Origin of the sequence: Psychrobacillus sp. NPDC096426, assembly GCF_044762745.1 — a bacterium.
Taxonomy (GTDB): domain Bacteria; phylum Bacillota; class Bacilli; order Bacillales_A; family Planococcaceae; genus Psychrobacillus.
This window is the reverse complement of record NZ_JBIWEX010000011.1, coordinates 41,980-55,830: the sequence shown is the minus strand read 5'-3', so window position 1 is coordinate 55,830 and position 13,851 is coordinate 41,980. Positions and strand designations below refer to the sequence as shown.

Sequence of the window (13,851 nt, the reverse complement as noted above, 5' to 3'; positions counted from 1 at the left end):
AATTCGGCATAATAGTAATAGATATAAAGGCAGAAATGGAGTTTGAAAAATATGAATCAAGACGACTATCAAAAAAAAATAGATGAACATAGACAATCCATCGGTGTAGAGGATGAGCAAGTAGAACTAAGAAGTCGTAGGAGATCTAATTCCGGAAAAAAATCGAAAAAAAAATCTAGAAATGTGTTAATTCCGACATTATTTTGTATTTTTATACTAATTCCTGTTTGTTTTTTTCTTTATGTGCAGTTTATTTACACGCCTGAGGATACGGAAGAGGTGCAAGAAGGGGGCATCATCCAAGTAGAAACGAAGACTATTACGAATAGTCCAAAGGAAGAAGAAAATGAAACTCCAGAAGAAGATAAAGAGGTAGAACAGGCTCCCGTACCGGAAGAACCAAAAGTAGAAGAAACGAAAGTAGAACAACCGAAAACAGAACAACCGAAAGTAGAAGAGCCAAAAAAAGAACAACCAAAACAGGAAACCCCATCTAAAACGCATATTGTCAAAGAAAATGAAACACTTTACCGCATTGCGATCAATTATTATAATGACCCAAATGCTGTCGAAAAAATTAAATCTGCAAATGGGTTATCATCCAATGATATTTCTACTGGCCAAAAGTTGATCTTGCCTTAACAAACGGTTATATTTTGAAAAAGTGGATTCATATGATTAGGTAGTGAAAGGGCTTGAAAGGACAGGGGGGGACTTCCCTGTCCTTTTCACGTTATGATTAGGAGGTTTTTCGTTGGTATATTTCCTGTTAGTAGTAGCCGGTTTAGCTGTTTGCCTTTTACTTTACATGTTCTACTTGGCTTTTCAAGTAAATGTAAAAACACATACACTGCGAGTGGAAGAAATGAGACCAGGTGTGCAAGTACATCTTTTTTTTATCTCTGATATTCATCGTCGAAAGATAGGTAGCAACCTTATCCACTCGCTTATAGGCAAAGTAGATATTGTAATTATCGGTGGGGATCTCACCGAAAAAGGGGTTCCTTTACAACGAACGAAACATAATATTGAGCAACTAAAAAAATTGGGGGACGTCTTTTACGTATTTGGCAACAATGACCGGGAAGTGGGAGAGCAAAATTTAATTCAACTACTTGAAAAGAATGACGTTCATTTGTTGGTGAATCAATCCGTAGAACGAGTCATTGATCGTACATTAATCCGCCTTGTGGGAGTCAACGATGGATTTAGTGGTAAAGTGAATATATATGACGCATTTCAAGAGGTAAGGGATGAAGATATTCTTATTTTCATCGCACATGCTCCTGCATACTTTAATAACGCTAAAAAAGTTAGTAAACCGCATTTATTATTAGCAGGGCATCTTCATGGTGGACAGATTCGATTCGGACCTTTTGGTATTTATGAAAATGGTGCTTTTAGAGAAAAAGAACATAGTGCGGAGCTTGTTAGTAATGGTTTTGGAACAACAGGTGTGCCCCTTCGATTAGGAGCAAAATCAGAATGTCATATTATTACAATGTACGGTGAATAAAAACACTGTTTGAAAGGGAAAAGAAAGGAAGTTTTTACAAGTGGTACAACAAGTTGATGTAATAATCGTTGGAGGGGGACCGTGTGGACTAGCAGCAGCTATTTCTATGCAAAATATTGGTTTACATACACTAGTGATTGAAAAAGGGAATATTGTAGAAGCAATTTATAAGTATCCCACGCATCAAACATTTTTTAGCACAAGTGAAAAGTTAGCAATTGGAGATGTTCCTTTCATTGTAGAAGAAAGGAAACCAAAGCGAAACCAGGCATTAGTCTACTATCGAGAAGTTACAAAGTTGAAAAACATACAAGTGAACAAATATGAATATGTTAGACAGGTGGAAAAAGTAAACGATCATTTCATCGTCCAAACATCCAAAGGGACGTATCATTCGACGTACGTAATAATTGCAACAGGTTATTATGATCATCCGAATTTCATGGGCATACCTGGTGAGGATTTGCCGAAAGTAAGCCATTATTTTAAAGAAGGGCATCCATTTTTTGATCAGCATGTGTTAGTAATTGGTGGGAAGAATTCGGCCATTGATGCGGCGCTTGAGTTAAACAAAGCAAGAGCAAAGGTAACGATTGTGTATCGTGGAAGTACATATTCTCCGAGCATAAAACCATGGGTATTGCCAGAGTTTGAAGGACTCGTTCGAAATGGCGAAATCGATATGCATTTTGACACGGAAGTAGCATCTATTGATGAACAGTTGGTCACCTTAAAAGGACCAAATGGGGAATTCCAAATAACGAATGATTTTGTATTTGCCATGACTGGTTATCATCCGGACCATGGTTTTTTAAGAAAAATAGGTATTCAAATTGATCCAGAGACCGGCCGCCCTACCTATAATGCAGAAACGATGGAAACGAATGTGGATGGAGTCTTTATAGCGGGAGTCATTGCTGCTGGTAATAATGCGAATGAAATATTTATTGAAAATGGTCGTTTCCACGGAGACCAGATATCAAAAGAAATAGAAAAAAAGCGTAAAGAAAACTAAATATCTTTGCGCTTTTCTCCTCGCTCTAGGAAATTATAAAATCTATGGAGTGTAGATAACTTTTTCTATACAGCATAAGGTATGCCCGTCTTTTATTTTAACCGCAACACAGGGATACTGCGTCTTAAAAAGATGCTCTATTAATTGCCCGCTAGGATTTCCGCTCCAGGCGGACGCTTTCCACGGAGCGGGCGGTGAGCCTCCTCGTCGCTTTGCTCCTGTGGGGTTACACCTGTCCCGCTTGATCCCGCAGGAGTCGCCGCCTTGCGCTCCAATCAATGGGAATTTCTTGCTAATTTGGTGTCTGCATTAATCAGGGATTTAAATTTATCAAATCCACTACGCAAAATTTATAATACCTATCCAAGTAAACTTTATTTTAAGAGTTGGTTGCTTTCACCGGCCATTTGGTTGCTTTCCCTAACTGATTGATTGCTTTAGCTATTTAATGAATACTTACACATAGAAATACTACACCGTATAGGGATAAAGCACACCAATGGCATCTGTTGGAATGGTTTAGCCATGTTCACTGGTTAATTTGCCACTTTCGAGAACAGTGCCGCGTATTAGCTAGCAATTTTCGTGGATTGTAGCGGAAGGGCGGCGACTCCGACCAGATGAGTGAGACAGAGCCATCGCAGGCGAACGCGAAGCGTCGGCGATGGCTCATCGCTCACCCGGCGAAAGCGTCCGCCCTGCAGCGGAAATCCTAGCGGAAACTTCCTTAAGACGCATTGTTCCTATACAGAGTAAATTATCCGTTATAATGAAAGTTTTTTATTTCCTAGATAGAAAAAATACTGTTCATGGCGTTTTTAGGATCGGTGTGATGGAGTGCTATAAGTAGTGCTAGTCTTGCCTTTTGACCGTTCAGTCCATGCGCAAACAGTACACCTTCTTCTTTTAATCGTTTTCCTCCACCAACATAGCCATATACATCCTGCGCAATACCGTTAAAGCATCTAGAGACGAGCACAATCGGTATGTCTTTTTTCAAAATATCATCGATAATTGGAACGAGGCTCGGTGGAACATTTCCTTGACCCAACCCTTCTAACACAATTCCTTCATATCCTAATTGGATAGATGCTGCTAATAAATCAGGATCCATTCCCGCGTACACTTTAAAAAGTGCAACCCTTTTGGAAATATGTTGAATCGGAAGCACATTCCGATGATTTGGCGAATGGTGAAAATGCACAATCGATTTGGAAATAAACCCAATAGGTCCGTATTGCGGGCTTTGAAATGTGCTGACATTACTGGCATGCGTTTTAGTCACATTCTCTGCAGTATGAATTTCATCATTTAAAACGACAAGAACTCCTTTATCCTTTGCAGCATCCGAACTAGCAACTTGTACAGCGGACACTAAATTGTATAGACCGTCCGATCCTATCTCGTTAGAAGACCGCATTGCACCGGTCAACACAATCGGTATAGTTGTATCAATCGTTAAATCTAAAAAGTAAGCAGTTTCCTCCAATGTATCGGTTCCATGCGTGATTACTACACCTTCAATAGAATGCTCCTCCATGTATTGCTCGATTAACTGTTTCAAAATTAGCATTTCTTTCGGTGTAATATGTGGAGAAGGTAAATTGAACGCTTCTATTTCCAAAATATTAGCATATTGTTTGAGTTTTTCGGCTTCGAACGTAAGCGGATTATTTTCTGTAGGTACAACAGCACCTGAATCTGCTTGTATTTGCATGGAAATAGTTCCGCCTGTATGAATTAGTAAGATGGATTTCATAATAAAACCTCCGGAATTTTACAATTTATCGAAAAAAAGTTGTATAATAAAGATAATCTAATGGAAGGAGTACGCTTATGTTCATACTGCTTTCCGTTGCAATTGCGCCAGCACTTGCACTTTTAAGCTATTTCTACTTACGTAAAGAAATCGCCAAAGAGCCTTCCAAATTATTATTACATTCTTTTATATATGGTGCCATATTAACATTCCCAATATTATTTATCCAACACGTTATTCAAGAGGAAGCGCTATTTTCTTCTTTATTTATTCATCAAGCGCTTCTTACAAGTGCTATGGAGGAATTTTTTAAATGGCTTATATTAGTTATTGCTATTTACAAACATATAGATTTTGATGACCCATATGATGGGATATTGTATGGAGCAAGTGTTGCGCTCGGTTTTGCGACGGTAGAAAATATATTATTTTTACTAAACTTTGGAATGGATGCGGCATTTATTCGCGCGCTATTACCTGTATCGAGCCATGCGTTATTTGGTGTTGTAATGGGCTATTATTTAGGAAGAGCGAAATTTTCTGCTAGAAAAGCAAAAAGTGAAATTACGTATGCCTTTTTGGCTGCATTTATTTTGCATACTATTTATAATAGTATTTTAATTATTAAAGGAATGGAATTACTATTAATCGTACCTTTCATGTTATTTTTATGGTTATTAGGTTTATCTAAAGCGAAAAAAGCCCATGTTTTATCGCGTCATAGAAGAATGCAACAGCATCCATATTATATGAAAGAAAGAATCTAGCCTCGTGCTAGATTTTTTTTTGTATATTTAAGCGCTTTTTATCCAAGCTAAATAAAAAAGGAGAGATGTCGTTTGAAACAACTAAAGTATATCTTATTTAGCTTAATATTTTGCGTAGCGAGCTATGCTTTCTTACAGGAAGAACAACCTACACAGGCTTTCTCCACGCAAGTAGTAGAACGTGGGGCGTATGGAGACGATGTGATCGAATTACAGTCAAGACTTCAATACATTGGATTTTACACGAGTCAAATAGATGGGAAGTTTGGATATAACACATACTGGGCACTGCGAAACTTTCAAGAAAAATATGGACTCCCAGTCGATGGACTTTTAGGAGAAGAAACGAAAAACAAGCTTGTAAGTGCTTCTGAGTTCAACAAACAATTCGTCCATGAACAAATTAAAAAAGGAAATAGTTTTACTACTTATGGTGGTCAGGATTTAGCAAAACAAGTGAAAAATAAACAAGCCGAAAGTACAAATATGCAACTTCCACCGCAGTATTCGGAAAAGGATTTAAAACTCATTGCCAATGCCGTATACGGGGAAGCTAGGGGAGAACCTTATGAAGGACAAGTGGCGGTTGCTGCCGTTATTTTAAATAGAGTAGAGCATCCCGATTTTCCAAATACAATTTCAGAGGTAATCTTCCAACCATTGGCTTTTACCGCAGTTGCCGACGGTCAAATTTGGTTAGAGCCTAATGAACGTGCAAAAGAAGCGGTACTTGATGCTTTAAATGGATGGGATCCTACAGAAAATGCGATTTACTATTTTAACCCGAAGACCGCTACAAGTAAATGGATTTGGTCGCGACCACAAATAAAAACAATCGGACAGCATATTTTTTGTGCATAAGGAGATCATATGAAAAAATTTACATGGGTAATCGTTGTTACTGCTGCAGCTATATTCCTTGTGTACCACTTTTCTGTACAATCTAAAAATACTCGGTTAGAAACCGCCCTAGCAAATCAATACTCCAACCAATTAACAAGTGCATCCGAAAAATTAATTAAACTAAGTGATTCGATAGATCAAACCTTGCTTTTCCACGATAAAAAAGTACTCGATCAGCCTTTAGAAGACGTATGGAGACTTTCTTCAGATGTTCGCGATTCGATATCTGCTCTACCAATAGATCACGAAACCTCCACTGTATGGATGAATTACTTAAACCGAATTGGAAATAGTGCTTCCCTCGTGAAAGACGGAAAAATATCGGTCGAGGAATGGCAAAAAAATATGAAAGGTGCGAGAGAAAATTTAATATCGCTATCTGATCAATGGGCTTTTACGAATAGAAATGGTGGCAATAAAGATTATATCGTTACTTCCTTTGTGAACAATAAAGCAAATAAAGATAACGAAAAAAACTGGAAAACGCTTGGGGATTCAGTAAAAGCTTATACAGAAAGTGACTTTCCTATGACAGCAAGTGAAACGGACAAACAAAAAAAGAAAGATTTGCAAAATATTAAGGACGCCGAAGTAACCGTGGAGCAGGTGAAACAAAAATTCTTCCGGTCATTTCCAGAGCTTCAAGGTGCAACGATTCATATAACAGAAAGTTCCAAAGATGCTCCGTACCCTTTCTACCACGTTCAATTTCATAAAGGGATACGAATCGGATATGCTGATTTTACAAAAAAAGGTGGTCATTTGCTCTCTTATTTATTGGAGCGACCTTTTGATAAAACGGCAATCAGTGCAGAAAAGATGAAAGAAAAAGCTAGTACTTATATGAAATCTTTCGGCTATACAGATACGGAATTGGTGGAGTTTCGAGAGAACAATATAGCCTGGCATTTAGCTTATGCGCGTATTGATCCAAATAACGATGCACTGATATACGCGGACGGCATGCATCTGAAAATCGCAAAAGATAATGGGGAGCTTTTAGGCTTGAATGCGATGGAATATATTCAAAAAGAAAACATTGGGGAACAAAAAGTTGTGCCCATAGATTATAAGGAAATATTCTCAGGTGATTTTACAATCGAAGAAGAAAGGTTAGCTTATGTAGAAAATAGAGAGTTACAGCAACGTCTTGCCTATGAAGTGTTAACAAGAAATGATTCAATTGGCACACACAAAACATATATTGATACGGAAACACATGAGATATTACACACGGAAAAACTACCGTAAGAATAAATTTTGATAGAAATAAGTCCTTTTAAGTGTCATAATAAATATATTATGACACTTAAAGAGGGTTGCTTATGAATATTAAACTTGGGACAGTTCTCACTTTAGAGCCAACCGTTTCGGAAAATGCGGAAAAGTATCGTTGCAAAATTGTGGATGCAGATGATCATGCGATTTATGTAGATTATCCAGTAGATACAATTTCCAATCGAACCGTTTTTCTAATGGACGGGACACAGCTTCGCGTTTCATACACTGAAGAATCAAAGGCAGCTTTTGCATTTCAAACAGAAGTTTTAGGCAAAAGAAAAGGGCAAATCCCGATGGTTAAACTTTCCTTTCCAGGAGATGCAGAAATTATCAAAATACAGCGCAGAGATTTTGTCCGAGTAGTCGCTACGCTCGATATATCGGTACAATTTCAAGACGAAAAGTATCAATTTGTAACCGATGATATTAGTGCCGGGGGGACCGCTGTTGTATTAAATCGTCCTGTGAAATTTAACGCAGATGATGAAGTTTCTTTATTGATCCCACTTGCGTTTAATAATGGGGATATTAAATACGTATCGACAACTGCTCAAGTGGTTCGAATCTGGCAAAGGGATTCTATCACTTTGGCATCATTGCAATTTTCGGATACGGATGAAGTGGATAAGCAACATATTGTCCGTTATTGTTTCGAACGACAAGTATTTCTAAGGAAAAAAAGCAAGGACTAAAAGTCTGTATAAACAGGCTTTTTTTCTTTGAGAAGTCATGAGTCTTACATATAGACAACTTTTCACATAATATTAATGAAGTGTGTTTATATTATAAAAAAATTGTGAAATAGAAAATTGCATTTAATGTTGATTGAAGCGGAAAGCGTCCGCTAGAAGTGAAAATCAAAGAAGCGGACACCAAGATACCCTTAGTTGATAATTGCGCTTTCCTAAAAAAATATCTTACATAGTATCGATCTAGCTTCAGCTCCTTGCTCCTGCGCACAGCTCGTCGCAGAAGAATGCTACCCTCGGGGTCAAATGTTAAAAAGCTGTGGTGGCTAAGGAGATGCCTCCTGGGTCAGCACGATGCGGGTCATGCATCCGTTGCCACAGGATGTGGCACACTTAGGATGCCTTCCCGCCTCATTTGCCTGTCGGGGCAGACATAGGCGCTTACGCTTTTCAAGTTGTATGTTAAAATAGATTCGAATAGAGTGGAGGCAAAAGAATGAAAAAGAAAATACAAATCGCAATCGATGGGCCGGCAGCTGCCGGAAAAAGCACAATAGCTAAACAAACAGCAGAATTATTAGGGTATACATATGTCGATACAGGTGCAATGTATCGCGCAATTACGTATAAAGCAATTCGCTTAAACATAGATTTGCAAGACGGGGAAAAATTAACGAACTTATTACACGACACTGTAATCGAGTTAAAACCTTCTCCAAAAGGACAACTAGTATTTTTAGACAACGTAGAAGTAACAGAAGAAATTCGTTCAAAAGAAGTCACAAGTTCCGTATCAGCAGTCGCTGCACATGCAAACTTACGTGAAGAAATGGTCAAAAGGCAAGTGAACATGGGAAAAAATGGCGGCATTGTTATGGATGGCAGAGATATTGGAACACATGTATTAACGAATGCACAACTGAAAATTTTCATGTCGGCAAGTGTGGAAGAACGAGCAAACAGAAGATATTTGGAAAACCAAAAAAGAGGTATTCATACAAGCTTAGACGAATTAATAGAAGAGATCGCCCTTCGAGATAAACTGGATAGTGAGCGAGAAGCATCACCGTTAACGCAAGCAGAAGATGCGATCTATATCGATACAACCTCTCTTTCTATTGAAGAAGTATCTGAACAAATTATGCAGCTCGCAAAAGAAAGGATGGTGTAAAATGTATCTTTATTCCTTTGCAAAAACAGTTGTTTATGGCATTCTAAAACCAATTTACAGATTTGAAGTTATTGGAGCTGACAAATTTCCGAAAGAGGGAGGCATTTTATTATGTAGTAATCATATCGATAATTTAGATCCTCCGGTTGTTGGAATAAATGCTCCAAGACCAGTAAATTTTATGGCAAAGGAAGAATTGTTCAACTTGCCGATTTTAAAAAGCATATTACCAGGTGTCCGTGCATTTCCTGTCAAGAGAGGGATGAGTGACCGGGATGCGCTTCGCCGGGCTATTAAACTCTTAAAAGACGGAGAAGTAGTTGGTCTTTTCCCAGAGGGGACGAGAAGTAGAGATGGACAACTAGGTAAAGGATTCAGTGGAGCAGGATTTTTTGCGTTAAGAGGAGATGCGGATGTTGTTCCTTGTGCCATTATTGGACCTTATAAGCGTTTTAAGCGTCTAAAAGTAGTGTATGGGGATGTGATTGATATGCAGCCATACCGTGATAGAAAAGCATCCGCTGAGGAAGTGACAGAAGTCATTATGGCTCATATTGCAGAATTACTGGAACAATATAAAACGAAATAATTAGACTTTTTCCATTTCTAAAGTGCTTCTTTTTGTATTTCTGTGCTAGTTCGCATAAAATAGATAAGAGACGTTGTGAAGGAGGAATATCATATGTCAGAAGAAATGAACTTAAATGACACACATGAGTTTAAAGAGGGAGATCTAGTAAAAGCAACGGTTGCGCAAGTAGATGAAAAATCGGCAATCGTATCAGTTGAAGGTGCACCTTTTGATGGCATCGTTCCTATAAGTGAACTATCTAGCTTGCATATTGAAAAAGCATCCGACGCCGTTTCCATCGGTGATGAACTGGAACTAATGATTACAAAAGTGGAAGAAGCTAATTTTGTACTTTCCAAACGAAAAGTAGATGCTGAAAAAGCATGGGAACAGCTTGAAAAGCAATTCCAATCGGGAGAAGTTATTGAAACCGAAGTAAAAGAAGTTGTAAAGGGCGGATTAGTAGTCGATTTAGGAGTGCGTGGATTTATCCCTGCATCTTTAATTGAGGACCATTTCGTTGAATCATTTGATGATTATAAAGGGAAAGTGTTAACCTTTAAAATTGTAGAATTAGAAAAAGACAAAAATCGCTTAATCCTCTCCCATAAAGCAGTAGTGGAAGATGAAAAATCGGTTAATAAACAAAAAACATTAGATTCTATCCAGCCGGGTGACGTATTAGATGGTAAGGTTCAACGCTTAGCGTCCTTTGGTGCATTTGTTGATATCGGCGGAGTAGACGGGCTTGTTCACATTTCACAAGTGTCGTACGAGCATTTAGATAATGTTGCGGACGTTTTAAAAGAAGGGCAGCAAGTGAGAGTAAAAGTATTATCGATCGACCGTGATGCGGAAAGAATTTCACTATCGATTAAAGATACATTGCCTGGACCTTGGGATGCAATCGAAGAAAAAGCTGCAAAAGGAACTATTTTAACAGGTAAAGTAAAACGACTTGTTTCTTATGGTGCATTTGTAGAAGTACTTCCAGGAGTAGAAGGGCTTGTGCATATTTCACAAATCTCCCACAAGCATATCGGTTCACCACAAGAAGTGTTAAAAGAAGGCGAAGAAGTACAAGTAAAAGTATTAGAAGTAAATAGTAGCGAAAAAAGATTGTCCTTAAGTATTAAAGAGTTAGTCGAAAACGAAGAAGCATTCAATTTAGCGGATTATCAGTTACCAGAGGAATCAAGAGGATTCTCCATTAGCGACGTACTAGGGGACAAGCTTAAGGACTTTACGAAATAAAATTAGTCTAAAAGTATCACAAAGCAGGTGACTTCGACAAAGAAGTCGCCTGCTTTTGTCTTTTTGTTGTATAATACAAAATAGACGAAGTTGGAAGGATGAAAAAGTAATGACAAAACCAGTAGTAGCAATCGTTGGTAGGCCAAATGTCGGCAAATCGACTATATTTAATCGAATCGTAGGAGAACGTGTATCTATCGTGGAGGATATTCCAGGTATTACACGTGATCGTATATATAGTTCTGCCGATTGGTTAACACATGAATTTAATATTATCGATACAGGCGGTATCGAACTAAGCGATGAACCTTTTCTAGAGCAAATTAAACAACAAGCAGAAATCGCAATGGACGAAGCAGATGTCATCATCTTCTTAACAAATGGACGAGAAGGAATTACTTCAGCGGACGAGTATGTTGCTAAAATTTTGTATAAAACAAAAAAACCAATCGTTTTAGCAGTAAACAAAATTGATAACCCGGATATGCGTGAAATGATTTATGATTTCTATGCACTAGGAATGGGCGAACCATTCCCTATTTCAGGATCTCACGGATTAGGACTAGGAGATTTACTAGATGAAGTAGCGAAAAACTTCCCAGATGTTGAAGATCAAGAATACGGTGAAGAAGTCATTAAATTCTCTTTAATCGGCAGACCGAATGTTGGGAAATCCTCTTTGATTAATTCATTTTTGGGACAAGAACGCGTTATTGTCAGTGATATTGCTGGAACAACACGAGATGCAATTGATACAGAATATTCGTTTGATGGGCAAGAGTATGTCATGATTGATACAGCTGGAATGCGTAAAAAAGGAAAAGTATACGAAACAACGGAGAAATACAGTGTACTTCGTGCTTTAAAGGCGATCGAACGTTCAGACGTTGTATTAGTCGTACTAAACGCAGAAGAAGGTATCCAAGAGCAAGATAAGAAAATTGCTGGATATGCCCATGAAGGCGGTAAAGCAGTTGTCATTGTGATGAATAAATGGGATGCAATAGAAAAAGACGATAAGACGATGAACGAAATGACTAAATCTATTCGTGAACATTTCCAATTTTTAGATTATGCACCAATTGTTTTTGTATCAGCAAAAACAAAGCAACGTGTTAATAACTTGTTTCCAATTATAAACAGGGTGAGCGAAAATCATTCACTTCGCGTTCAATCTTCTGTCTTGAATGAAGTAATTGAAGATTCTGTTGCACGTAATCCAGCTCCAACCGATAAAGGAAAAAGATTACGTATTTACTATGCAACACAAGTGGCGATTAAACCACCGACTTTTGTTGTGTTTGTAAACGAACCGGAGTTAATGCATTTCTCATACGAGCGCTTTTTAGAAAACCGTATTCGCGAATCCTTTGATTTTGAAGGGACTCCAATACGCATCATTACTCGCGCAAGAACTTAAGTGTCAAGGGGGCGTAAGATAATGGAGAAAGTAACAGTGCTTGGTGCTGGTAGCTGGGGAACAGCGCTAGCAATGGTGCTCGCAAATAATGATAATGATTGTCTTTTGTGGTCGCACCGGGAAGACCAAGCAAAAGAAATAGATGATCATCATACGAATAAAAAGTATTTACCAAATACTTCATTACCAAGTAATTTAAGAGCTACCAGTCATTTTGAGCAAGCGATTCAACATGCATCTACTATAGTGATTGCAGTACCAACAAAAGCGATCCGTGAAGTTTGTCATGACATGCAGCCATTTTTAACGGAGAAAAAATTATTTGTACATGTTTCGAAAGGGATTGAACCCGATTCGTTAAAACGCATTTCAGAAATGCTAGAAGAAGAGCTACCTGCTCATTTTGTGGATGCCATAGTAGTTTTATCTGGTCCTAGTCACGCAGAGGAAGTCGTGTTACAACATCCTACAACAGTTACAGTAGCAAGTGAAAAAATGGAAGCAGCAGAAAAAATACAAGATCTATTTATGAACAATTATTTCCGTGTTTATACAAATGATGATGTAGTAGGTGTAGAGATAGGAGCAGCTTTAAAAAACGTTATTGCTTTAGCTGCTGGAATCGTGGATGGGCTAGGATATGGAGATAATGCGAAGGCAGCTCTTATTACAAGAGGTTTAGCTGAAATCACTAGACTGGGCATCAGCTTAGGAGCAGATGCCTCGACGTTTTCAGGGTTAACTGGCATGGGCGATTTGATCGTTACATGTACAAGTGTGCATTCTAGAAACTGGCGGGCAGGTAATATGCTTGGAAAAGGTGCGTCCTTGCAAACTGTACTAGATGAGATGGGAATGGTCGTAGAAGGCGTACGAACGACGAAAGCTGCTTATCAGCTTGCGAAAAAGCAACAGGTCGATATGCCGATCACAGAAGCATTGCATTCTGTCTTATTTGAAGGTATTCATCCAAAAGAAGCAGTCGATATTTTGATGCATCGTACAAAAAAGCATGAGCTGGATGATTATAAATCGTTCTAAAATTGTCACAAAAAAAGAGTTGTTTAACAGCAACTCTTTTTTGAAGTACAAGAAAGTATATACATTTGGTAAGCTATTAATTTAGTATAACTAATTTTTAGAAGGTAGAACAATAGGATTGTTTTTCTTGTGTTGATTAGAGCAAAAAGCGACCGCCTGAAGCGGAAATCAAGCAGCAAGCTTCGTAATACAACAGAGTGGACAACTATACATAAGTTAAAGAAAGGTGGGAAAGTCCTGTGTTACCTGTGTTGTTAGTGTCATCAATGGATAAAATGTGGATATCATTTGGATCCATGGGTTGTATGTTTTTGGCAATGCTTTTTATGTTTTTTGTCAAAACGAAATTTAAAAACGCTTTCTTAAAGTTTATCTTTGGTTTAATCGCATACATACTGTTATTTATAGGTTTCATCACGATGATTTATATTATTTTTAATCCAACAAAAGCTTAGTAAGGAGAT

14 protein-coding genes are annotated in these 13,851 nt (G+C 38.0%); 13 read left to right on the top strand and 1 reads right to left on the bottom strand.

Annotated features, from left to right (window positions below; translation table 11 throughout):
- Positions 1–51: 51 nt before the first annotated feature.
- The 3 genes from ACIQYS_RS11085 to ACIQYS_RS11075 all read left to right on the top strand — a co-directional run bounded on the left by ACIQYS_RS11085 (position 52) and on the right by ACIQYS_RS11075 (position 2,531).
- Positions 52–642, top strand: a complete 591-nt coding sequence (locus tag ACIQYS_RS11085; protein WP_402979193.1) for a LysM peptidoglycan-binding domain-containing protein — start codon at positions 52–54, stop codon at positions 640–642.
- A 112-nt stretch (positions 643–754) separates the two neighbouring features.
- A complete protein-coding gene (locus ACIQYS_RS11080; RefSeq protein WP_402979189.1) occupies positions 755–1,516 on the top strand; it encodes a metallophosphoesterase in 762 nt (253 codons plus the stop codon).
- A gap of 40 nt (positions 1,517–1,556) precedes the next feature.
- On the top strand, positions 1,557–2,531 hold the full coding sequence (locus ACIQYS_RS11075) for a YpdA family putative bacillithiol disulfide reductase (protein ID WP_402979184.1): 975 nt from the start codon (positions 1,557–1,559) through the stop codon (positions 2,529–2,531).
- A gap of 787 nt (positions 2,532–3,318) precedes the next feature.
- On the opposite strand, the gene ACIQYS_RS11070 is transcribed toward ACIQYS_RS11075, so the two are convergent.
- Positions 3,319–4,293 (bottom strand): asparaginase, encoded by a 975-nt coding sequence (locus ACIQYS_RS11070; RefSeq protein WP_402979449.1) that lies wholly within the window; start codon positions 4,291–4,293, stop codon positions 3,319–3,321.
- A gap of 74 nt (positions 4,294–4,367) precedes the next feature.
- On the opposite strand from ACIQYS_RS11070, the gene prsW reads away from it, so the two are divergent.
- From prsW to ACIQYS_RS11020, 10 genes are all read left to right on the top strand, one after another.
- Positions 4,368–5,057, top strand: coding sequence for a glutamic-type intramembrane protease PrsW (gene prsW / locus ACIQYS_RS11065; RefSeq protein WP_402979181.1), 690 nt, complete (start codon positions 4,368–4,370; stop codon positions 5,055–5,057).
- A 105-nt stretch (positions 5,058–5,162) separates the two neighbouring features.
- The gene (sleB, locus tag ACIQYS_RS11060) at positions 5,163–5,918 is read left to right on the top strand and encodes a spore cortex-lytic enzyme (RefSeq protein WP_402979446.1); all 756 of its coding nucleotides are present in this window, start codon (positions 5,163–5,165) and stop codon (positions 5,916–5,918) included.
- 9 nt (positions 5,919–5,927) lie between these two features.
- Positions 5,928–7,211, top strand: a complete 1,284-nt coding sequence (locus tag ACIQYS_RS11055) for a PepSY1/2 domain-containing protein (RefSeq protein WP_402979177.1) — start codon at positions 5,928–5,930, stop codon at positions 7,209–7,211.
- 74 nt (positions 7,212–7,285) lie between these two features.
- Entirely contained in the window at positions 7,286–7,933 is a 648-nt protein-coding gene (locus ACIQYS_RS11050) for a flagellar brake protein (protein ID WP_402979175.1), read from the top strand.
- A gap of 493 nt (positions 7,934–8,426) precedes the next feature.
- Positions 8,427–9,101 (top strand): (d)CMP kinase, encoded by a 675-nt coding sequence (cmk, locus tag ACIQYS_RS11045; RefSeq protein WP_402979170.1) that lies wholly within the window; start codon positions 8,427–8,429, stop codon positions 9,099–9,101.
- 1 nt (position 9,102) lies between these two features.
- Entirely contained in the window at positions 9,103–9,690 is a 588-nt protein-coding gene (locus ACIQYS_RS11040) for a lysophospholipid acyltransferase family protein (RefSeq protein WP_402979165.1), read from the top strand.
- Between the two features lie 93 nt (positions 9,691–9,783).
- Positions 9,784–10,926, top strand: coding sequence for a 30S ribosomal protein S1 (rpsA, locus tag ACIQYS_RS11035; RefSeq protein WP_402979162.1), 1,143 nt, complete (start codon positions 9,784–9,786; stop codon positions 10,924–10,926).
- 109 nt (positions 10,927–11,035) lie between these two features.
- Positions 11,036–12,346, top strand: coding sequence for a ribosome biogenesis GTPase Der (der, locus tag ACIQYS_RS11030; RefSeq protein ID WP_402979159.1), 1,311 nt, complete (start codon positions 11,036–11,038; stop codon positions 12,344–12,346).
- A gap of 21 nt (positions 12,347–12,367) precedes the next feature.
- A complete protein-coding gene (locus tag ACIQYS_RS11025) occupies positions 12,368–13,387 on the top strand; it encodes an NAD(P)H-dependent glycerol-3-phosphate dehydrogenase (protein ID WP_402979156.1) in 1,020 nt (339 codons plus the stop codon).
- Positions 13,388–13,626: 239 nt separating this feature from the next.
- Positions 13,627–13,842 carry a DUF2768 domain-containing protein gene (locus ACIQYS_RS11020; protein ID WP_246097079.1) on the top strand — a complete coding sequence of 72 codons (216 nt, stop codon included), beginning with the start codon at positions 13,627–13,629 and terminating at the stop codon, positions 13,840–13,842.
- The last annotated feature ends 9 nt before the right edge of the window (positions 13,843–13,851 follow it).